The organism is Pseudomonas sp. N40(2020), assembly GCF_014472415.1.
GTDB lineage: Bacteria > Pseudomonadota > Gammaproteobacteria > Pseudomonadales > Pseudomonadaceae > Aquipseudomonas.
The window spans coordinates 55,062-77,331 of sequence record NZ_JACSZV010000007.1 but is presented as its reverse complement, the minus strand read 5'-3'; the positions used below and the strand labels follow the sequence as shown (position 1 = coordinate 77,331).

Below are 22,270 nucleotides of genomic sequence, written 5' to 3'. Positions count from 1 at the left end.
AAAAACAAAGGCCCCTTAATCGGGGCCTTTGTTGTTTATGCCTGTTGGACGGCATGACCTTTGCTGTGAATCTGTCTACAAGAGTGCCATCAAATTAATGGCGTCAGAAGTAGAGGGATTCATAGTGTCAGCCGTTCTCTCACTGTTACAAAGCCGTTTGTTGCGGCCCGTGTTCGTTACCCTTGGTATCGCCCTTTTGGTGCAGGTGCTGGTGGCCGTTGCCCTGACGCGGAGCACGGTCACGGCTCTGGAAGCCGATTTGGCGGTGCGCCTCGGTGCCGATAGCCAGAAGCTCTCCGGTGAACTGGAGCAGGCCGGGCGTGAAGTCACGTCGAGCCTCGACGCCTTGTCCGCCAGTACCCGCCAGCGTCTGACGGCCGGTTTGTCCACGCGACTGAAGGACGAACAGGCACAGTTGCGCGCGACATTGGAAAAGGATCTGAAGGACTCGGCCAACGACATGGCCCAGTTGCTCGCCTCCGTTGCGCCCCGCGCCATGTGGGACAGCGATGTGCCAACCCTGTCGGAATTTGCCCGTCGCGCCCAGCGCAATCCCAACGTGTTGTTCGTGGTCTACGACGACGCCACCGGCCAGCACCTGACCCGCTACCTCAACCGCGAAAACCCGATTAACAAGGCCTTGCTGGAAAAGGGCCAGGGCGAGCGTGCGCTGGATAAAGTGCTGGATGCGGCGAAGAACGATCCGTCGGTCTACTACCTCGAGGCTTCGATCAATCCGAATGGCGTGGAAATCGGCAAGGTGCTGATGGGGGTTTCCACGGCTTCGGTGGAAACCGATCTGGCCGCCCTCGACAAGCGTTTCACCGCGCTGATTGCCAGCAGCGATCAATTGGTCGGTGACAGCCTAAAAGGCGCCGCAGCCGATAGCGCGACGGCGATGCGTGCGCGATTGCAATCAGCGCAATCCACCGCCACCGAGATGAAAGCTAACACCGCCAGCACCGTGCAGGATGCCGCAGCGACTTTGCGCTGGCGGATCGGCATGGGCCTGGCGCTGGTCGGCTGCGGCGTGCTGCTGTTGCTGGCCGTGGTGCTCGGCCATCGCGTGGTCAATCGCTTGAAGATGCTCAATGCCGCCATGGACGATCTGGCGGCGGGCGAAGGCGACCTGACCAAGCGGGTGCAGATCAACAGCAAGGACGAGATCGGCGACATGGCCTCGGCGGTCAATCGCTTTGTCGATAAGTTGCAGCCGATCGTGCGCGAGGCGGGCGATGTGGCGCAGCGTACCGGCGTGGAAATCGGTGCCATGACCCTGCGCAATGCCGGTGCCGATGCGGCGGCCGGGATGCAGCGTGACGAAGTGGCGGAAAGTCTGCGGGCACTGTCGCAAATGGCCGACGAGGCGCAGTCGGAAAGCCATGCCATGCAGGCTGCGTTGAAGCAGGTTGTGGATATTCGTCAGGCGACTGATGAGAACACTCGCACCTCGGCCAAGGTCGGCAGCTTGATCGAGGCGCTGGCCGGGCAGGTCGATACCGGGGCGAAAGTTATTGAGCGTCTGGCGCAGCAGAGTGAACAGATTGAAGTTGTTTTGACGGTGATTCACGGCATTGCTGAGCAGACCAACCTGCTGGCATTGAACGCGGCGATTGAAGCGGCGCGGGCCGGCGAGACCGGGCGCGGGTTCGCCGTAGTGGCGGATGAGGTCCGGGCGTTGGCGAGCAAGACGCAAAGCTCGACCGGTGACATTCAGGCGCATATCGTCGCCTTGCAGCAGGGCGCGCGTGAGGCGGTGGAGGCGATTGGTCAGGCTGGGCGTCAGGCCAGCGAAGGTTTGCTGGTGCTGCGTGACAGTGCGCGGTTGCAGCAGTCGGTTCAGGCTTCGGTTGAGCAGGTGCATGCGGCGATTGGCCTGGCGACTCAGGCGGCGGCGCATCAGGCGCAAGGTGCGCAGGCGGTGCGTGGGCGGGTCGAGACGATACATGCTCAGGCCGAGAAAGCGGCGCAGGCGGTGGTGGAAACCACGGCCAGTGGCAAGGTGCTGGATGGTCTGGCGGCGCAGTTGAAGGCAAGCCTGGGGCAGTTCCGGGCCTAAGATTAAAAGATCGCAGCCTGCGGCAGCTCCTACAGGGAAACGCAAATTCTTCTGTAGGAGCCGCCGCAGGCTGCGATCTTTTGCTTTATCAGCGGCTCAAATACATCCGCGTCGTCAGCAGATACACAGGCAATCCAGAAACCAGAATCAACAACGCCGCATAAGGTGCCGCTGCTGCAAACTCGACATTCGCGGTATGCGCCCAGACCTCGGTCGCCAAGGTGTTCAGTCCAGTCGGACTCAGCAGCAAAGTCGCCGTCAGCTCCTTCATCGCATCCAGGAACACCAGTGCAAACGCTGCGCCCAATGCCGGGAAGATGATCGGCAGCGTCACCCGGCAAAACGCCGTGAACGACGATGCACCCAGCGTGCGTGCCGCCTCTTCCAGCTGCGGTGCCGCTTTGTTCAGTGCGGTGCGAATCGGCGCCTGAGCTAGCGGCAGAAACAGCAACGCATAAGCGATCAGCAACAGCGCAGACGTTTGATACAGCACTGGTACGTAATGCAGGGCGAAATACACCAGCGTCAACGCAATCACCAGTCCTGGCAACGCATGCAGCAGATACGGCAGGCGCTCGGCCCAGATCGCCAGTTGGCCTTTGTAACGCACGACCAACAGGCCGACCGGTATCGCCAGCAGTAGGCACAGCGCTGCGCCACCCAGCGAGAGTGCCAGCGAGGACAGCAGTGCTTCGGTAATCGCCGCGACCGGGAAGGCTGCCGAAGAGCCCACCGCCAGCCAGTACGCCAGCATGCCCAGTGGAATCCCGCTGCCGATGATCGCCAGCATCAGGCAATACAACTGACCGACAGTGGCCCACGGTCCGAGCCGAACCTGTTCAGCCTGACGCGCCGCACCTTGCCCGGTGCGCACATGACGGCCTTTGCCGCGCACTCGCAGTTCCAGCCACAGCAGAACCAGGCACAGCGCCAGCAACACCGCAGATAGCATCGCCGCATTCGCGTTACTGAATTCCAGTTCGAACTGTTGATAGATCGCAGTGGTGAAGGTTTGCAGGCCGATGATCGACAGCGCGCCGAACTCCACCAGCATATGCAGGGCAATCAGCAGCGAGCCGGCCAGCAGCGACGGCCAGAGTAGCGGTAGCGTGACGCGAAAGAACACGCCCCAGCGGTTCTGGCCGAGGGTGCGCGCAGATTCTTCAAGAGAGGGGTCGAGGTTGCGCAAAGTGGCTGCAACCGGCAGAAAGATCAGCGGGTATTTCGACAGGCTCATCACCAGAATCGCCCCGCCGAGGCCTTCGAACTGTGCGCTCAGCGACACCCAGGTGAAGCTGCTGACAAATGCCGGCACCGCGAAGGGCAGGCACAAAATCACGCCCCATAGACGTCGCCCGGGCAGATTGGTGCGCTCTAGCAGCCAGGCCAGCGACAAACCAATCACGCCGCAGGTGATGGTCACGCCGACCATCAGCGCCAGCGTATTGCGCAGCAGGCCGAACACATAAGGGCGCCACAACAAATGCAGCGCCTCGGCCCAGCCGGCCTGCCAGGCCTTCAGCCCGACATAGGCCAGCGGCAACAGGCTCATGACCACCAACAGCAATACCGGCAGCACCAGCCAGATCGACGGCCGCTTGCGCCGTGGCACGTAACCCCCGCGCGTGGCGGGGGCGGTTAACGATGCGGCCATCAGTTCAAGCCAACTTCGCGTTCCAGATCCAGCGCTTCTTCAGCATTGCCCAGATCGGCCGGAGTGACATTCGGTGCTTTCAGCTCGCTGAACGGCTTGAGGCCGCGATCCGATTCCATACCTTTGTGCAGCGGGTATTCGGCGGTTGTCTGGGTGATCACGCGCTGACCTTCTTCGCTCGCCATGTAGGCGAGGAATTGCTGGGCTTCTTTTGGGTGCTTGCTGGATTTCAACACGGCCGCGCTGGATACGGTGATCAAGCCACCAGCGTCGCCACCGGTGAAGTAGTGCAGTTTCGAATCCAGTTTGCCTTTCTCGCGTTGCAGGGCGAACCAGTAGTAGTTGTTCACCAGGACGGTGGCGACTTCGCCGTTTTCAACCGCTTTGAGTGCGACCATGTTGTTGCTGTAGGTCTTGCCGAACGCGCGCAGGCCGGTCAGCCATTCTTCGGCGGCGTCACGACCGTGCATCTTGATGATGGCCACGGCCTGTTCCTGGAAGGCGCCGCTGGTTGGAACGAAACCGACTTTGCCTTGCCATTGCGGGTCGGAAAATTCCATCACCGATTTCGGCAGGTCTTTTTCATCGATCAGCTTCGGGTTGAACGCAACCACGCGAACGCGAGCGGTGACGCCGATCCACGTGCCGTTGCCGGCGACATATTTTTCTGGCAGTACAGCCAAAGTAGCGTCGTCGGCCTTGGCCAGCAGGCCTTGCTCGCCGAGATTGTTCAGTGGTGGAGATTCTTCGGTGTAGATCACGTCGGCGGGGGAGCGTTCGCCTTCCTCGATGATCTGGCTGGCGAGCTGGTTACTGCTGCCCTTGCGAACATTGACGTGAATGCCGGTCTTGGCTTCGAAGGCTTTGGCGATCGCATCGCCGACTTCCTTGTGCTGGCCGTTGTAGAGAGTCAGGGAAACCGCATCGGCAGCCTGGGCGAGGGGAGTGGCGAGTGCCAGGCCGAGAAGGGTGAAGGTAAAGCCTCGGCGCAGGGTATTTCGAAACGTCATTCGCAGGGTTCCTCACTGTCGCATTGCAAAAACTTGAAACAATGATAAACGATATTGTTTCTCAAGTGCGCCTTGCGGGGATCTGGATGGTTTGCTAGGGAGGAGAGGGGGCGGAGGTTTTTCAAACCCCGGAAACGCAAAAACCCGCTTTCGCGGGTTTTTGTGAAATCCAAGGTCGTAACCTTGGATTTGAATTGGTGCCCAGAAGAAGACTCGAACTTCCACGACCGTAAGGTCACCAGCACCTGAAGCTGGCGTGTCTACCAATTTCACCATCTGGGCAATCATCGCAAGCGTTGCCGCTGTTGATGTGGCGCACTATACGGAGCGCTTTTTGATCTGTAAACCCCTGATTTAATTTTAATAAATCGGTTTTAACAAATGCGTTCCTTAGAATGCAAAAAACCCGCTTTCGCGGGTTTTTGTGTGAGCCTTGAAACTGATCTAGTCTCAATCTCGAAATTGGTGCCCAGAAGAAGACTCGAACTTCCACGACCGTAAGGTCACCAGCACCTGAAGCTGGCGTGTCTACCAATTTCACCATCTGGGCAGTATCGGAAACGCTTGTGCGTCGTCGATGGCGCGCACTATACGGAGCGTCTTTTTAACTGTAAACCCCTGCTTCGATTTTTTTTGATTTTTTTTACCGACGGTGTTTAAAACGACTTCAAAGCGTCGATACAGGGCTTTAGAAGGGCCTTTATAGTCTGAAATTTCCCGTTTGATGACGCCTATGCCAAACTAACCCGTATATAGACAAGGTGAAAACTCTCTAATGGCCGATTGGCAGTCCCTCGATCCCGAGGCCGCTCGTGAAGCGGAAAAATATGAAAACCCTATTCCTAGCCGCGAACTGATCCTGGCGCATCTCGCCGATCGGGGTTCGCCTGCTGCCCGCGAGCAACTGGTCGAAGAGTTTGGTCTGACCACAGAAGACCAGATCGAAGCCCTGCGCCGCCGCCTGCGCGCCATGGAGCGCGACGCTCAGCTGATATACACCCGTCGGGGCACGTATGCGCCAGTGGACAAGCTCGACCTGATCCTCGGCCGCATCAGCGGTCACCGTGACGGTTTCGGCTTCCTGGTGCCGGACGACGGCAGCGATGACCTGTTCATGAGCCCGGCGCAAATGCGTCTGGTGTTCGACGGTGACCGCGCGCTTGCCCGTGTTTCCGGACTCGACCGTCGCGGTCGCCGCGAAGGCGTGATCGTTGAAGTGGTGTCCCGCGCTCACGAAAGCATCGTCGGTCGCTACTTCGAAGAAGGCGGTATCGGCTTCGTCGTTGCGGATAATCCGAAGATCCAGCAAGAAGTGCTGGTCACTCCGGGCCGCAATGCCAGCGCCCAGATCGGTCAGTTCGTCGAGGTGAAAATCACCCACTGGCCAACGCCGCGTTTCCAGCCGCAAGGCGATGTGGTCGAAGTGGTCGGCAACTACATGGCGCCGGGCATGGAAATCGATGTCGCGCTGCGTACCTATGACATCCCGCACGTCTGGCCTGAAGCCGTTCTGAAAGAGGCGGCCAAGCTCAAGCCGGAAGTCGAAGATAAAGACAAAGAGAAGCGCGTCGACCTGCGCCATCTGCCGTTCGTCACCATCGACGGCGAAGATGCCCGGGACTTCGACGATGCGGTCTATTGCGAAGCCAAGCCGGGCAAGCTGCGCTTGTTCTCCGGTGGCTGGAAGTTGTACGTGGCGATTGCCGACGTTTCCAGTTACGTGAAAATCGGCTCGGCGCTGGACAACGAAGCCCAAGTGCGTGGCAACTCGGTGTACTTCCCCGAGCGCGTGGTGCCGATGCTGCCTGAGCAGTTGTCCAACGGCCTGTGCTCGCTGAATCCGCAGGTCGATCGTCTGGCCATGGTTTGCGAGATGACCATCTCCAAGTCTGGCGAAATGACCGACTACTGCTTCTATGAAGCGGTGATCCACTCCCACGCTCGTTTGACCTACAACAAGGTCAGCGCGATGCTGGAAACGCCGAAAGCGACCGAAGCGCGCAAACTGCGTGGCGAATACACCGACGTCGTGCCACACCTTAAACAGCTTTATGCGCTGTACAAGGTGTTGCTGGCAGCCCGTCACGTGCGTGGCGCGATCGATTTCGAAACGCAGGAAACCCGGATCATCTTCGGTTCCGAGCGCAAGATTGCCGAAATCCGTCCGACCATCCGTAACGATGCGCACAAGCTGATCGAGGAATGCATGCTGGCGGCCAACGTGGCTACCGCCGAATTCCTGAAAAAGCACGAAATCCCTGCGCTGTACCGCGTTCACGCGGGGCCTCCACCGGAGCGTCTGGAAAAACTGCGCGCCTTCCTCGGCGAGCTAGGTCTGTCCCTGCATAAAGGCAAGGATGGTCCATCGCCGAAGGACTATCAGGCTTTGCTGGCGAGCATCAAGGATCGTCCGGATTTCCATCTGATCCAGACCGTGATGCTGCGTTCGTTGAGTCAGGCGGTGTACAGCGCCGAAAACGACGGTCACTTCGGCCTGAATTACGAAGCCTATACCCACTTCACTTCGCCGATCCGTCGTTACCCGGACCTGCTCACGCACCGCGCGATCCGCAGCGTGATCCATTCGAAGCAGGACACCCCGCACGTTCGCCGTGCCGGTGCGATGACCATTCCGAAGGCACGCATCTATCCGTACGACGAAGCGGCACTTGAGCAACTCGGCGAGCAGTGCTCGATGAGCGAGCGCCGTGCTGACGAAGCGACTCGCGACGTGGTGAACTGGCTCAAGTGCGAGTTCATGAAGGATCGCGTGGGCGAATCGTTCCCGGGCGTGATCACTGCCGTGACCGGTTTTGGCCTGTTCGTCGAACTGACCGATATCTACGTCGAAGGCCTGGTGCACGTCACCGCGCTGCCGGGCGATTACTACCATTTCGATCCTGTGCATCACCGCCTCGCGGGTGAGCGCACCGGTCGTAGCTTCCGTCTCGGTGACACCGTTGAAGTGCGTGTCATGCGCGTCGACCTAGACGAGCGCAAGATCGACTTCGAGATGGCGGAAAAAACCATCAGTGCGCCGATCGGTCGCAAAAAACGTGGCGCCGAAACCGCTGCTCCAGCGTCCAAGGCTTCGGAAGAAAAGGCTCCGGCAAAAAACGCCGGTCGTCGTCCGGCCAAAGAGAAGGCTGCCGAAGCCTATCGCCCGAGCGACGCCGTGGCGAAAAACGCCGAGCTGCGCAAAAGCCGTGAAATGAAGAAAGCGCTGCTTTCCGATGCCAAAAACGGTGGTAAAGCGGCGTCCGGGGGAAAGACCGGACGGTCGGCGCCTGAGAATGCGACCGGCGGCAAGCCAGCCAAACCGAGCAAACACCGTAAAGGCCCGCCGAAAGCGGGTTCTGCTCCAGCCAAAAGTGGCGGGGCACGTAAACCGAAGGCGAAGTCATGAGTCAGTTGGAAAAAATCTACGGCGTTCACGCGGTAGAAGCGTTGCTGCGTCACCACCCCAAGCGCGTCAAACAGATCTGGCTGGCCGAAAGCCGAAACGATCCGCGCGTGCAGACCCTGATCGAACTGGCCAACGAGAATCGTGTTCAGGTAGGTCAGGCCGAGCGTCGTGAAATGGACGCCTGGGTTGAGGGCGTGCATCAGGGCGTGGTCGCGGACGTGAGTCCGAGCCAGGTCTGGGGCGAGGCGATGCTCGACGAGCTGCTCGACCGTACCGACGGCGCGCCGCTGCTGCTGGTACTCGACGGCGTGACCGATCCGCACAACCTCGGCGCTTGCCTGCGTTCGGCGGATGCTGCCGGTGCGCTGGCGGTAATCGTGCCGAAAGACAAGTCGGCGACCCTGACACCAGTGGTCCGTAAAGTGGCTTGCGGCGCGGCGGAAGTGATTCCGTTGGTGGCAGTGACCAACCTTGCGCGCACCCTGGAAAAGCTCCAGCAGCGCGGTCTGTGGGTTGTCGGCACGGCGGGTGAGGCCGAGGTCAGCATTTATGACCAGGACCTGACCGGCCCGACCATCCTGATCATGGGTGCTGAAGGCAAAGGCATGCGTCGCCTGACCCGCGAGCACTGCGACTATCTGGTGAACCTGCCGATGGCCGGTAGCGTCAGCAGCCTGAACGTCTCCGTTGCGACAGGTGTGTGCCTGTTCGAAGCGCAGCGTCAGCGCGGTGCGAAAGCCAAGGCTTCCGCGAAGAAGTCCTGAGTCGAACACGGTACAAATGTGGGAGCGAGCCTGCTCGCGAAAGGGGAGTGTCAGTCGACGTAAATGTTGCCTGACAGACCGCATTCGCGAGCAGGCTCGCTCCCACAGTGTTTTGTGGTGTGGCATGAATCGGGGATTGTTCAAATAATCACCAATTGCCTTGCACCTCTTCAGTCCCTTCTCTACAATTGCGCCCCTTGCTGTGACGGCAGGCACGCATGTGCCCCGCGCCGGCAAGTCCATAAGTGTCATTCACTCCTTGTCTGACCGTTTTTGAGCGGCAGGCTACAACCCGTAAGGAGCATTCATGCGTCATTACGAAATCATCTTTTTGGTCCACCCGGATCAAAGCGAGCAAGTCGGCGGCATGGTTGAGCGTTACACCAAGCTGATCGAAGAAGACGGCGGCAAAATCCACCGTCTGGAAGATTGGGGCCGTCGTCAACTGGCCTACGCAATCAACAATGTTCACAAGGCTCACTACGTGATGCTGAACGTTGAGTGCACTGGCAAGGCTCTGGCCGAGCTGGAAGACAACTTCCGCTACAACGATGCAGTGATCCGTAACCTGGTCATCCGTCGCGAAGAAGCCGTTACCGGCCAATCCGAGATGCTCAAGGCTGAAGAAAACCGCAGTGAGCGCCGTGAGCGTCGCGACCGTCCTGAGCACGAAGGCGCTGAAGGCGCTGATAGTGATGACAGCGACAACAGCGATAACGCTGACGAGTAATCCACGGACCTTTTAAGGAGCCTATCAAATGGCACGTTTCTTCCGTCGTCGTAAATTCTGCCGCTTCACCGCTGAAGACGTGAAGGAGATCGATTACAAAGATCTCAACACTCTGAAAGCCTACGTATCCGAGACCGGCAAAATCGTTCCAAGCCGCATCACCGGTACAAAAGCTCGTTATCAGCGTCAGCTGGCCACCGCTATCAAGCGCGCCCGCTTCCTGGCCCTGCTGGCCTACACCGACAGCCACGGCCGCTGAGACCGGGCAGTCGACAAGTAGCAAAGGATTGAATGCATGCGTGCCTTAGCTGAGTTCATCATGCGAGGCCGTATGCAGGCCACTCTCGTGGTGGCCGGATGTGCAACATTGCCGTTGTTGTATTGGTTGGGTGCTGCCGCCGGGAGCCTTGTGCTTCTGCGGCGCGGATTGACGGACGCCCTTGGCGTTCTGTCCCTGGGGTTGCTGCCGGCATTGATCTGGTGGCTGTATGCCGATGATCCACGGGCACTTCTGGTGCTGCTGGGATCTTCGGGGCTTGCGTTGGTTTTGCGCGCAAGTGAATCCTGGGTTCGCACGCTGCTGGTCAGCGTAGTGGTTGGAGTGGTGTTTTCAGTGGTGCTCGGGGCAGCGTTTGCGGCCCAGATCGAGATGCTCGCGCAGGCCTTGATAAAGGTCATGCCGGCGCTTCTCGGTGAGACCTACAAGCAATTGTCGGTCGATGAGCAAGCGCGTTTCGCGTCCCTGATTGCACCAGTCCTGACCGGACTGATTGCGGCTCTGTTGCAGATCGTCAGCGTGCTGAGCCTGATTGTCGGGCGTCATTGGCAGGCGTTGTTGTACAACCCGGGTGGTTTTGGTCGCGAGTTTCGCGCCATCCGGATCCCGCTGGGGCCGGCGATGTTACTGCTGGCGTTGATGCTTCTGGGCCCGAATCTCGGTGCACAGATGGCCATGTTGACGCCGTTGTGCAGTGTACCGCTGGTGTTCGCCGGACTGGCCCTGATTCATGGGCTGGTCGGGCAGAAGCGACTGGCCGGTTTCTGGCTGGTGGGGTTGTACGTAACGCTGTTGCTGTTCATGCAGCTGATCTATCCGTTGCTCGTGGTTTTGGCCATTGTCGACAGCCTGATTGATTTTCGCGGTCGTCACGTGTCGAAAGACATCGATAGCGCGAACGGTGAAGGTTAAAAGTTAAGAGGATTTTCACATGCAACTGATCCTTCTGGAAAAAGTCACCAATCTGGGCAACCTGGGTGACAAAGTGAACGTTAAGGCCGGTTACGGTCGTAACTATCTGCTGCCTTACGGCAAAGCTACCGCTGCGACCCCGGCCAACCTGGCTGCGTTCGAAGAGCGTCGTGCTGAGCTGGAAAAAGCTGCTGAAGACCGTAAAGCATCGGCTGAAAGCCGTGCTGCCCAACTGGCCGAGCTGGAAGTGACCATCACTGCCACCGCTGGCGACGAAGGCAAGCTGTTCGGTTCGATCGGTACTCACGACATCGCTGACGCACTGACCGCCTCCGGCGTTGAAGTGCAGAAGAGCGAAGTTCGTCTGCCGAACGGCACCATCCGCAACGTAGGCGAATTCGACGTAGCCGTGCACCTGCACGCCGAAGTTGAAGCCACCGTACGCGTTGTCGTGGTAGCAGCTTAAGCAACACCTGATCGGCTGGCGGCTTGTCCGTCAGACGGTTAACATCGGGCACGATCCTGTTCACAGGTCGTGCCCTTTGTCTTTCTGGTACTCCCGTTTTCAACCCTGACTCCAAGTGGCCATGAACGAAATCTCCGCACCCGAGCAATATGATCTGCAAACCGCCGCCCTGAAGGTGCCGCCGCATTCCATCGAAGCCGAACAGGCTGTACTCGGTGGTCTGATGCTGGACAACAACGCCTGGGAACGCGTGCTCGATCAAGTCTCCGACGGCGACTTCTATCGTCATGACCACCGCCTGATCTTCCGTGCGATCGCCAAACTGGCCGATCAGAACTCCCCGATCGACGTTGTGACCCTTGCCGAGCAATTGGACAAGGAAGGTCAGACTTCGCAAGTCGGTGGCCTCGGTTACCTCGGCGAACTGGCGAAAAACACGCCGTCCGTCGCCAACATCAAGGCCTATGCGCAGATCGTCCGCCAGCGAGCGACGTTGCGCCAACTGATCGGTATCAGTAGTGAGATCGCTGACAGCGCTTTCAACCCGGAAGGGCGTACCGCCGAGGAAATCCTCGACGAAGCCGAGCGCCAGATCTTCGCGATTGCCGAGGCCCGCCCGAAAACCGGCGGCCCGGTAGGTGTGAACGATCTGCTGACCAAGGCCATCGACCGCATCGACACCTTGTTCAACACCGACAACGCCATTACCGGCCTGTCCACCGGTTACACCGACCTCGACGAGAAAACCAGCGGGCTGCAACCGGCCGACTTGATCATCGTCGCTGGCCGTCCATCGATGGGTAAAACCACCTTCGCCATGAACCTGGTGGAGAACGCCGTACTGCGCAGCGACAAAGCGGTGCTGGTGTACTCCCTCGAGATGCCCGGTGAGTCGCTGGTCATGCGTATGCTTTCCTCGTTGGGCCGCATCGACCAGACCAAGGTGCGTTCTGGCCAATTGGAAGATGATGACTGGCCTCGCCTGACCTCAGCGGTCAACCTGCTCAACGATCGCAAACTGTTCATCGACGATACCGCCGGCATCAGCCCGTCGGAAATGCGTGCGCGTACCCGACGTCTGGCGCGGGAACACGGTGACATCGGCCTGATCATGATCGACTACCTGCAACTGATGCAGATTCCAGGATCGGGCGGCGACAACCGGACGAATGAGATCTCCGAAATCTCGCGTTCCTTGAAAGCCTTGGCCAAGGAGTTCAACTGCCCGGTGGTTGCACTGTCCCAGCTCAACCGCTCTCTGGAGCAACGACCGAACAAGCGGCCAATCAACTCCGACCTCCGGGAATCCGGAGCGATCGAGCAGGACGCCGACGTCATCATGTTCGTGTACCGGGACGAGGTGTACCACCCGGAAACCGAGCACAAAGGCATTGCCGAAATCATCATCGGCAAACAGCGGAACGGCCCGATCGGCTTTATTCGCTTGGCGTTCATCGGCAAGTACACCCGTTTCGAGAACCTTGCGCCGGGCAGCTACAACTTCGACGACGACGAGTGACCGCTGGCCGAAATCATTCAGCCAGCAGTTCTTTTGCAACGGTTTATTCAGTTCCGCCAGCCGCCTCCTCACCCTTGTCGCGGGCTGAATACTCGCTCAGTTCCTGTCGGGTCAGCGTTTCAATCAGCGCCTCTTCCACTTTGGCAAGCGGTGCTTGCAGCGCTTTGGATTGCGCGTCGTAATCGGCAAACGAGAGTTCTTCGGCTGCATACGAGTCATCGAGAGTGGCCTGCCGATCCTGAAAAGGCTGGCGCTGTGCTTCGAATTGCGGCTGGTACTTGTTGATGACAAATTCCTGCCAGAACTCCCTCGACACCAGCGCCTGAAACTCTTCAGGCGAATGATCCATTGCGATAACTTTTTCGTACGCAGCATCCAATTGCGCCTGTGACACTTGGACCAAATGATCAAACCCCATTTTTTCAGGCTGTCCCGGCAGTTCTAGTCGGTCTTTCAGGCGGTGGCGATAGAAAAGCCTGATCTCGACTTCCTCACGTACATGAGGGGCTGGAAGGATCACGGCTCCTTGAGGCCCTCTTGATTGGACGATGGCTGCCTCACGCTGAGCAATGTCTGCCGAGGCGATTTTGTCGACCTCATGCAAGCGGAACAATGCTTTGGAAAACGCAGACAGCTGCGGACCCCGGGCTTTATCCCGGGCCTGGGTGCGCGCTTCGTGCATCATCGCCCGGGTTTCCAGGTTGGCGAAGGTGAACGCCGCCCGATCACAACAGGTCGCTTCGCCCGCCCGATCAAACACTTCACTACGCAGGCGCTCGGACTCGGGATTGTTTTCGGTAATGCTGTCGATCAGCTTCCAGACCCGTCGTTGAAGATCGTGGTGGCCGGTGGGAGTCTCGATCAAGAGTTCAAGCGTATTGAACAGACCGTCCGAGAGTTCCTGATCACGCAGTGTTTGCCATTGGATTCTTTTGGCTGGCAGCTCTTGCGCCGATAGTCCAGTTGTCCAGCGCGTCATTGGATCATCTGCCGCTCTGCGGATTGCCACTGGGACTTGGCCGCGCGCCGTATCGAACAGGTTATGCCGGCCGGTCAACGGTGTCTCGGCCTGTATCAGACGATCATTGTAATGAGTCAGCCGGTTGTGGGTCTCCGCAGACAACGGGTTGTTGGTGACGTTGGTCACGTTGTTGACGCGGACAGTATGCGCGAGTCTTTCGTCCGAAGGCGCTATGACGGCGTCGGGGATTTCCTCGATACGGTTGTTGCTCAGATCAACGGTATCCAGTAATGGCTGATCGGCAAGACCGGTAGGGAAGGTGTCGATGCCAGTGTTGGCCATGTTGATCGAGCGCATGTCGATAATCTGGCTGAAGTCGGGGGTGATGCGCAATTGCGGATTTTTATGCAGCCACAGTGCTCGCAGTGTTGTGCGCTCTGACAGAACACGGGCGGTGTCGGCCGACAGGGAAATCTGGTTGTTCTGCAGAAACAGTCGGGTCAACCCGTTCATTTCTCCCACGGCTGGTGGCAGTTCGCGCAGTTGATTACGCGAAAGGTTCAGCCAGCGTACATGGCGAAAGCGGGTCAGAAAGCCTTCCGGCGATGTGCTCAGCTCCATGTTGCTCAGGTTGAGCGAGCCGACGTGACTGAAGTCCGCATCGAGGTCCGGCAGGCTTGGCAGTTTCAGGCCACTGAGATCGAGTTCCAGGCCAATGGGTGTCCTGTCATTGGCCAGCCTCTGCGGTGTTTCAAGTCTCCAGCAACTGATGATCCGGTCGCTTGCCGCGGTTCGGTCGAAACGGTTGACAGCGTTGACCACCAACTGAGTTGCGCGAATATAACCCTGAAGGTTGCCTCCTCCGGAAAAAACCCAGGCGTCCAGCTGAGTTTTCAGTACGTTGAGCTCCGACTCGAGGCTCTTCAGCCTGGTTCCTGCGGTGCCTTCCGGCAGGTTCCAGAGGTATTCACGGCACTCCTTGATGCCTTTACGCGGATAGAGGCGCCGATACCGCTGCGCTCGTGAGTTGTCACTATCAAATGCAGCAGGATGCGCTGGTGTCATCAGCTCAGGGTGCGCGGTATTCACACGTCGCCAGTAGGCATCGAACTTCCTCCAGTAGCCGGAAGGAAACTCGTTGCCTTCAAGCAGCGTGGCACCATTGATCCGGGCGCTTGACGCCAACTGCTCGGGGGCGGGGTTGATGTTTGCCTGGGGCACTTCTCTCAGCTGGTTGTTGCGCAAATCAAGGCCTGTCAAAGCCGTTTTGTCCAGCAGGCCTGTCGGCCACTCAGCGATTCCCGTGGCATTCAAATCGAGGGTTGTCAGCTCGGACATGGCGCTGAAGTCCGGAACTGTTTTCAGTGGGTTTTGGGACAGGTTGACTATCTTCAGCCCGCTCAATTTGCTCAGTTTTGCAGCACTTTGTTCATCCAGCTCAATGCTGTTGGAGCTCAGATCAAGGGTGTGCAGTTTGTCCATTTCACCGACGCTGGCGGGTAACTTGCGAAGGTTGGAACGGCTAATGGACAGGATTTCCAGATTGGGAAAGTTGGCGAGGAATGTGTCGCCAGTATCCGACCAGTTCATTTCTTGCACATCAAGCATCCGAACATGACTGAAATCCGCGGTCAGGGCAGGCAGCGGCCCGCTTCCGGACGGTAGCCTGAGTATTTCCCCCGACTCCCGAAGCCAGCAGGCCTTGATAATTCTTGCTACACGTTGTGGCGCCCATGACCTGGCAATGCCAGCAGAAACGGATGCGTTGTATTGATTGCGGGCCACGTAATCGCCCAACTGCGTTTCCAGCAAATCGAACTCTAGCAGGCGCCGACTCAGCTCCCCATCATCTAACTGCAGAATGTAATCCTTGGCCGCCTGGATGTCCTTGTCCGGGTACATCCGTTGGACCATGGCCGCCCCGGGAATATCGAATTCAAGCCGCAGTCCCTGCGGTTGAGCCGTCTTGCTCAGCTCGGGATGATCAACTGCCAGACGGCGCCAATACAATTCCAGCGTCTTCCAATAGCCGGGAGCAAAGGCGTTGCCTTCAATGAGGGTCACGCCATTAATTCTGACGGTGGCGTTGAGTTGCTCGGCTGGCGGGTTGAGGGTTGTCTGTGGCACTTCGCGCAATCGGTTGTTGCGCAAATCGACGACTTCCAGCCCGAGCTGATTGTGCAAACCTGACGGCCACTGAGTGAGTTGCGTGTTGCTCAGTTTCAGTACTTTCAAGCCGGTCATGCTGCTGAAGTCGGGTGTCATTCCCAACGGATTGCCCGACAGGTTGATGTTTTCGAGTTTGCTCAGTGCGCCGAGCTGACCAGCGGATGGTGTGTCCAGCTGAATCAGGTTGGCACTCAGATTCAAGACCCTCAATTCGGACATCTGCGCAACGGCAGCAGGCAACTTTCTCAGTCCGGAGCGGGTCAGGCTCAAATGTTCCAGGTGCGAGAAGCCGGCGAGGAAGGTGTCGGCTGAGAGCGACCAGGTGACAGTGGTCAAGGTGAGCTCCCGCACATGGCTGAAATCTGCGCTCAGTGATGGGAGGCTTCCGTTTCGCAGCTCAAGTTCCAGCGATGTTCCGGTCTCTTTGCGCCAGCAGCGCTTGATCTCGCTGGCGACGCGTTCGACCCGGCCTTGTGCCGTTCCGGGAGCGGTCGAAGTGGGGTGCTGGCTGACCCAGTTCGTCAGCTCTTGCTTGAGCGTTTTGTATTCGGCTTCACGACGGATCAACCCGCTTTCGACGTCGCTGCCCAGCGAACGGATATACGCGGCAATCTGCTCGTCACCCAAGGACGGGAACAACCTCTTCGCGCGGGCTTGCGGACTGCGCAGTCGATTGATTATCGCGGCCAGCCGGTCTTTCAGTCGCCGATGAGCAGGGTGCACCTGTTCACTGCCAGGTCGGGGCAGAGCATCGTTGCCGGTTTCGTTCGTCGCGGGAGGGGGCGGTTGACGGCTCTCCAGTTCATCCCAGCGTCCGCTGTTGGCGTCACGCCGCAGCACCGGGCCGGTGGCGTTCAGTTCGCTGGGGAATCTGGCTCGGAACTCTCCGCTATCCGGATCAACGCCGACAAGCACGATCCCGCCATCGGGCACGTCGGCGTATCGACGCCCTTTGTACATTCTGAAACCATCGGCATTGGCGGCCGGCAGCGCGGGTGGGGCCTTTAGCCAATAGTGCTGCAGTGTTTGTTGTTCTGGCCTTGGGATAACGACAGTGGAGGGAACCTCGCTTACGGTAACCGTTGGGGTGCGCGCGACGGCATCAGGGGCAGCGTCCCCTGCGGAGCTGCCAGCTCCCGTCGGGTTTCGTGTTGCATGTGACGTCGAGGGACCGAAGTCGATCCGGGGCGGAGTATCGGGGCGCGCTGCATTTCCCGGCGCCGGTCGCGTATGGGAGTCGACGGTGCCTTTGAAAGGCAATTTTGGTGACATTGTTTCATCCTTGAATATTTTGCCTGTCAGCCTCCGCAAAGGAGGGCGATCAGGCGTTCGGCGTCATTGCCTTATGGATTGTCGTGGAGCCGCAAAAATTGCTGCTCGGATGGGGTTACTGCGTCCTGCAGTAATCCTAAAGCGCCAGTTTGAATATTTTTTTCGCTGTTTTGCCGTCAAAGGATTCACGCCAGATAGCGACGTGGGGCAGCCCGGCTTGTGCATCCCGGCGCTGGGATTCGATGCCTCGCGCGCCCTGCTCGAGCGTTTTGAGATGAGCGCCTTTGACCTTGAAGTTCAGTGCAGCGCTATCGTACCGGTCATATTTGAAATGAGCCTCCCACAACGGAGCTTCGCTTGAACGGTCGCTGATCAAATAAACGTCCAGATGATATTTTTCATCGCCCCTGCCCAGTAGTTTGCGATCAACGACCTTGGTCACAGTGAGCTCTGCGTGATCAAGCAAGTAATTCAGGCGCAAGATGTCCAGCACGTCCGGGTTCTTGTACATCCGAACCACAACTTTCTCGCCTTCGACGGTTAATGAGTCGCCAGCGGTTTTCAGCTGTGCCACCAGGTCGGTGATCTCGCTATCCTCGGCAGCGCCTGCATGTTGGTTCAGCTGTCTGGCCTGGTCGTGAAGCAGGTCGGCCTCGTCATCCAGAAATTCGAGAATTTCCGTAGGGTTGTCCTTTCTGGCTTCTTTGGTTTTTGCTTCGACAAGCAGGTCTTCAACCCTGGCCAGTAATCGCTTGGTGTCGTCGATCAGTTGTGGTTTGGGAGGGCCAGAAGCAAGCGAGCGAACGGGCCTCCACTCGCCTTGCCTTTTTTCGTAGTGCTGGGGTGGGGCGTTGGGCCTGAAAAGGTCCGTTACCTTGATCGTGACGTCGCCTTCCGGTGTGGTTTCCTTTTCCCCCACCAAGACCCGTTCGGTACCGTGTTGACGAGTACGGAATACTTTCCTGGGAGCAGAGGGGCGGGTTGCTCCGGCATTGATGGGTTGCTCCGGAATAAAATCGAAGTCGACATCCTGATCGAGACTGGGCAAGTCATTGTGGCGGCCGAAGGGGTCAAAAATCTCGGTCAGCCTGCTGTCGATTTTCTTCTCGAAGGGGGCGATCAGCGCAATGATTTCCTTGATGTACTCTGCCTTTTGCGTCTGCGTGGAGTTCAGCAGCCATTCAAACTGGCTCCTTTCTTCGCGTATTTGATCAACGGCCAATAGCAACGCCAGCGGATTGTCTCGTGCGGGAGAACGGCCCTGATCCTCCGTAAACATGTCGATTGCCCGCAGTGATTGCATACCTGTATCGGGTGGATTCTCGGGATTGTCCGAGAGCAGACGCAGATAGACGGTCAGCTTGTTGTAGTTGATGCGATCGGCACCGGGAACATTGTTGCTGATTTGCTCCAGTTCATATGCCGCGCCAGGGGATGCTTTCTGGATCTGATCGATCACCGCCTGACGGTCTTCGAGAAACTTGAGTTTCTTGTTCAGGTGAGCAATGGTTTTTTTGCAGTTCTCAACGGTAGCCCCGGTTGCTGTAGGCATGACCCTGAAGTCCATGATCGCCATGAGTTTATTGAGGTAGTCCACTCTCTCCATTTGGAAGGTGTGCAGTTCCGTCTTGTATTGCCCGCCAGCTTTCAAATGGATCAGCCAGTCCTTGTTGTCGATGAGGGACTTGACGAAGTCAGTCTGCATTTTGATGTGCTTGAGCGCATGCACTTCAAGTTTGACCAATGCCGCAGTCTTCGCCGCACTGCCTTCCGGCAGAGGGCGGATCTCCTCCCAGAGAGTTCCATACCGATCGTTTGACTGGGTCAGGACACTGTGGGCATTGGCGATGGGCGCGTACCTTTGCAGCAGGATGGCTTTGGATATTTGCGCCGACTCGTTGCGCCGCATGCCTCCTCTCAAACCCACGAAGATCGAAACCCAAGTGTTCTCTCCGTTTCGAACAATGGCCCGGCTTTCGCCGCGACGACTGGCACGGTAGATGTTCGCATCGTCAGTAGCCACGGGATCCCGGGATTTAACAATGCGCCACACCTTTTGTTCCGGGGACGACGCATCCAGATCCTGCATGGCCTGATACGCTTGGTTCTCGATGACCACGTAGCGTTTGCCATCGTGCCGAAACAAACCGTCGCTATCGGGTTCGACATCACTGAAATGCAGATCTGTGCGGAAGGATTCCAGGCTGGCGTCGGTCAACGGGAATGCGCTGGAGTCAACGTCGTTAATGGGATGCCATCGTCCGCTGTCAGAGTCGTGCAACAGTACCGGTCCCGAGGGGATCAATTCACTCGGCCGGGTGGCCCGGTAGAATCCTGTGCCCGGATCCATGCCGACCATCGCGATCTGTCCATCCGACAAATCGACATACCGTCGGCCCTTATGAATCCTGAAACCTTCAATGCCGGCATTCGGTAACGCCACTTTGGGGCTGATCCAGTAATGCTCCAGCGGTTGCTGTGCTGATGTCGGGGTATCGGCGGTGAAGCTATGCTTGAGGACCGTTACAGCTGGCGCCGGCAGGATTGCATTCACGTCGACGTCCCCCGGGGATTTTTCCGGCCTCGCGGGGTGGCGGTTTGAGGGCGACGTCAACGGGCCAATGTTGGTGGGGTGTGGAGCGTCGGGTATGTTCCCCTCTGCCGATCGCCTGGTGGGGATGTGGACGTCAACCGAAACGTTGATCCGCGGTAGTGATTTGACCGTCATGAGTTTTTTCATCCTTGAAAAAAATGTTTCAGGGGGCTTAAGCCGACAGCTCAAATATCTTCAGAGCGGTTTTGCCGTCAATGGTTTCTCGCCAGATCGGCACATGCTCCCTTCCGGCCTGAGCGTCCCGCCGCTGTGAAGCTATACCCAGTCGGCTCTGCTCCAGGGTCTTCAGGTGACCACCTTTCACCATGAAGTTCAGCGCTGCGCTGTCCTTTTTTTCGTATTTGAAATGTGCGTGCCACAGAGGCTCATGGGTGTGGTTGTCGTTCAGCGAATAGATATCGAGAAAGTTCTTGTCCCGGCCCTTGCCCCGCTCCAGCCGCTCGCTGTTTTTCTTACTGACGCTCAGGTGTCCTTGGCTGATCAGATACGCCACACGGTCGACGCTTAAAAAGGATTTGTCCTTGTAGAGCGCCATGCGTATTTTTTCGCCTTCGTTACGCAGATGCTCGCTGTCTTGCTTGAGGCGCTGGACGAGGGGGACGATATCGATTGTGGCCGGATTTGGAGCCCGTTCCATTTGCTGACGAAGATCATCGAGGTCTTCGGCCTTGCCCTCCAGAAATTCGACGATGTTGGTGGCATTGCGTTTTGCGGCTTCATCTCGCCGGGCTTTGTTCAGATGTGATTCTGATTGCTCCAGAAGTCGTTGAGCCTGGACGGTCAACGTCGACAGCTGTCTTTCTTGCTTTGCAACCAACTGGTGCCATTCACCTTCCCGGCGCTCATAGGTTTGCAAGACTTCTGTAGGGTTGTGCGGATCCATGACGTCGATCACCTCTTCGCCCAGTGCTGTGCGACGTGATTGCCCGATCCGGATCTTGTAAACGCCGTGGTGTTTGCTGCGGAACATCTTTCTTGATGTGTGTACAGGCTGGGTCGCGACCTGTGCCGGTATGAAGTCGAAGTCGATCGGCTGATCCAGTGACGGGAGGGATGAAGTTCGTTCCAGTTCCTGGTGATAAAGCTCGATGCGCTGTTCGAGGGTGTTTTCGAAAGCTTGAATGGCTTCGGTTATTTCTCGTCGTGAGCTGTCCTGGGCTGAGCCAGGTGGCAACGACATCTCTTCGTACGATGCTTTGGTTGCGGTGCATTGCTCGATCAGATAGCTCAATACGGGAATGCGCGCACCGTCCGGGATATTTTCGATATCCCCGAATGCGCGTGTTGTTTCTGAAAACGAACGCGACAATACGATGTATTGCGCGGCGTCGGGCACCGGCTCGCTGGCCAGCAACTGGCTTTTCGAGTAAATCCAGTTGGCGGTGTCTGTATGGATTCTTACCGGGTTGTAGCCATATTCCATCAATTCGATTTTCAGGTGCGGCGATCTGGTCAGTATGTCGTCGACAATGAGTTGGCATTTTCGCAAGTTTGCCAATTTGCCTTTCAAATACCCTGCCATCGAGCGATGAGCTTCCAGGGGGCGGCCATAGTAGGAAGACATGTCTATTGCTTTGCGTAAATCACCGGCCTCCAGGACATCGATATAGACTTCAACCTGCCTCTTCTGAACGCCCACCAGCTCTGTCTCGTAAGAGAAGCGTCCTTTGTACAAGAGCAGCGAGGCCTGGTTCCTGACGTAGAAGTTCACGCTCTTTTCCAGAGCCGCCAGTTGTTTTTGACTCTGGATTTCGAATTTGACCAGTTCACTTTTTTCACCTTCTTGGCCGGCCAATGCATGCCAGATGCTCCGTTGTTCTTCCGTAAGCTTCACCGCCTCCGTGATCGCTGTGATATGGACATCCAGTTCCTGATTGATCGCGTCGATTGGCTGCAGTGGCAGTGCGCCTGGCGAATCCTCAAGCGGATGCCAGAGCTTGCTGTCGTGGTCGCGCACCAGCACCGGGCCCAATGATCGTTCGCTCATCGATTTTGCTCGATACAGGCCCATTGCCGGGTCGATCACGACCTGCACGCTGCGGCCGCCCGTCACATCGACGTAGCGGCGTCCGCGCAAACTTCTGAATCCCAGGGCATCTACATCGGGAAGGCTGACTTCGACAGGAATCCAATAGTGTTCCAGTGACCGTTGTGCTGACGTGGAAGCGCCGGCGGAGGTCGAAGGTATCGGGTGAATCGTGGCCCGGGGGGGTGTAACTGCCTCGTGGGGAGGCTCACTTGGTGGTCTGTTCGACCCCGGAGCATTTCGTGTCGCAGGGGGGATCGATGGGCCAGCATCCGCACGCGGGGGAAGGGTGGGCAGTTGCGTATCGGTGTCCGCTGACGGTGCAGGGCGTGTACGAGCGCCGCCAGTGACGGCACCTTTAGAAGGCAGTTTCGGTGACATTTCTTCATCCTTGAAGGGTTGTCACATCAGCAATCGCAAATAGTTGACTG

The 22,270-nt window shown here is 57.9% G+C and carries 13 protein-coding genes and 2 tRNA genes; 8 read left to right on the top strand and 7 right to left on the bottom strand.

Annotated elements, in window-relative coordinates:
* The first annotated feature begins 124 nt into the window (after positions 1 to 124).
* Positions 125 to 2,059 carry a methyl-accepting chemotaxis protein gene (locus IAI51_RS07465; protein WP_187677876.1) on the top strand — a complete coding sequence of 645 codons (1,935 nt, stop codon included), beginning with the start codon at positions 125 to 127 and terminating at the stop codon, positions 2,057 to 2,059.
* A gap of 88 nt (positions 2,060 to 2,147) precedes the next feature.
* On the opposite strand, the gene IAI51_RS07460 is transcribed toward IAI51_RS07465, so the two are convergent.
* The 4 genes from IAI51_RS07460 to IAI51_RS07445 all read right to left on the bottom strand — a co-directional run bounded on the left by IAI51_RS07460 (position 2,148) and on the right by IAI51_RS07445 (position 5,273).
* Positions 2,148 to 3,713, bottom strand: a complete 1,566-nt coding sequence (locus IAI51_RS07460) for an ABC transporter permease (RefSeq protein WP_187677875.1) — start codon at positions 3,711 to 3,713, stop codon at positions 2,148 to 2,150.
* Positions 3,713 to 4,723, bottom strand: coding sequence for an iron ABC transporter substrate-binding protein (locus IAI51_RS07455; protein WP_187677874.1), 1,011 nt, complete (start codon positions 4,721 to 4,723; stop codon positions 3,713 to 3,715). Before IAI51_RS07455 ends, IAI51_RS07460 begins: the two co-directional genes overlap by 1 nt.
* Positions 4,724 to 4,918: 195 nt before the next feature.
* Positions 4,919 to 5,005 (bottom strand) — tRNA-Leu (locus tag IAI51_RS07450).
* A gap of 181 nt (positions 5,006 to 5,186) precedes the next feature.
* Positions 5,187 to 5,273: transfer RNA gene (locus IAI51_RS07445), tRNA-Leu, on the bottom strand.
* Between the two features lie 225 nt (positions 5,274 to 5,498).
* On the opposite strand from IAI51_RS07445, the gene rnr reads away from it, so the two are divergent.
* The 7 genes from rnr (at position 5,499) to dnaB (ending at position 12,797) form a co-directional block, all read left to right on the top strand.
* Positions 5,499 to 8,129, top strand: a complete 2,631-nt coding sequence (gene rnr, locus IAI51_RS07440) for a ribonuclease R (RefSeq protein WP_187677873.1) — start codon at positions 5,499 to 5,501, stop codon at positions 8,127 to 8,129.
* Entirely contained in the window at positions 8,126 to 8,893 is a 768-nt protein-coding gene (gene rlmB / locus IAI51_RS07435) for a 23S rRNA (guanosine(2251)-2'-O)-methyltransferase RlmB (RefSeq protein WP_042557396.1), read from the top strand. The genes rnr and rlmB overlap by 4 nt, the downstream gene beginning before the upstream one ends.
* Positions 8,894 to 9,200: 307 nt before the next feature.
* The gene (gene rpsF / locus IAI51_RS07430) at positions 9,201 to 9,623 is read left to right on the top strand and encodes a 30S ribosomal protein S6 (RefSeq protein WP_095187325.1); all 423 of its coding nucleotides are present in this window, start codon (positions 9,201 to 9,203) and stop codon (positions 9,621 to 9,623) included.
* A 28-nt stretch (positions 9,624 to 9,651) separates the two neighbouring features.
* Positions 9,652 to 9,882 (top strand): 30S ribosomal protein S18, encoded by a 231-nt coding sequence (gene rpsR, locus IAI51_RS07425; protein ID WP_002551829.1) that lies wholly within the window; start codon positions 9,652 to 9,654, stop codon positions 9,880 to 9,882.
* 36 nt (positions 9,883 to 9,918) lie between these two features.
* The gene (locus tag IAI51_RS07420; RefSeq protein WP_187677872.1) at positions 9,919 to 10,812 is read left to right on the top strand and encodes a hypothetical protein; all 894 of its coding nucleotides are present in this window, start codon (positions 9,919 to 9,921) and stop codon (positions 10,810 to 10,812) included.
* A gap of 19 nt (positions 10,813 to 10,831) precedes the next feature.
* Positions 10,832 to 11,278 (top strand): 50S ribosomal protein L9, encoded by a 447-nt coding sequence (gene rplI, locus IAI51_RS07415; RefSeq protein WP_187677871.1) that lies wholly within the window; start codon positions 10,832 to 10,834, stop codon positions 11,276 to 11,278.
* 121 nt (positions 11,279 to 11,399) lie between these two features.
* Entirely contained in the window at positions 11,400 to 12,797 is a 1,398-nt protein-coding gene (dnaB, locus tag IAI51_RS07410; RefSeq protein WP_187677870.1) for a replicative DNA helicase, read from the top strand.
* Between the two features lie 43 nt (positions 12,798 to 12,840).
* Here the strand turns inward: dnaB and IAI51_RS07405 are convergent, their stop codons facing one another.
* From IAI51_RS07405 to IAI51_RS07395, 3 genes are all read right to left on the bottom strand, one after another.
* The gene (locus IAI51_RS07405; RefSeq protein WP_262410311.1) at positions 12,841 to 16,887 is read right to left on the bottom strand and encodes an NEL-type E3 ubiquitin ligase domain-containing protein; all 4,047 of its coding nucleotides are present in this window, start codon (positions 16,885 to 16,887) and stop codon (positions 12,841 to 12,843) included.
* A gap of 448 nt (positions 16,888 to 17,335) precedes the next feature.
* Positions 17,336 to 19,753 carry a hypothetical protein gene (locus IAI51_RS07400; protein ID WP_316249755.1) on the bottom strand — a complete coding sequence of 806 codons (2,418 nt, stop codon included), beginning with the start codon at positions 19,751 to 19,753 and terminating at the stop codon, positions 17,336 to 17,338.
* Between the two features lie 211 nt (positions 19,754 to 19,964).
* Positions 19,965 to 21,890 carry a hypothetical protein gene (locus tag IAI51_RS07395; protein ID WP_187677869.1) on the bottom strand — a complete coding sequence of 642 codons (1,926 nt, stop codon included), beginning with the start codon at positions 21,888 to 21,890 and terminating at the stop codon, positions 19,965 to 19,967.
* Between the last annotated feature and the right edge of the window lie 380 nt (positions 21,891 to 22,270).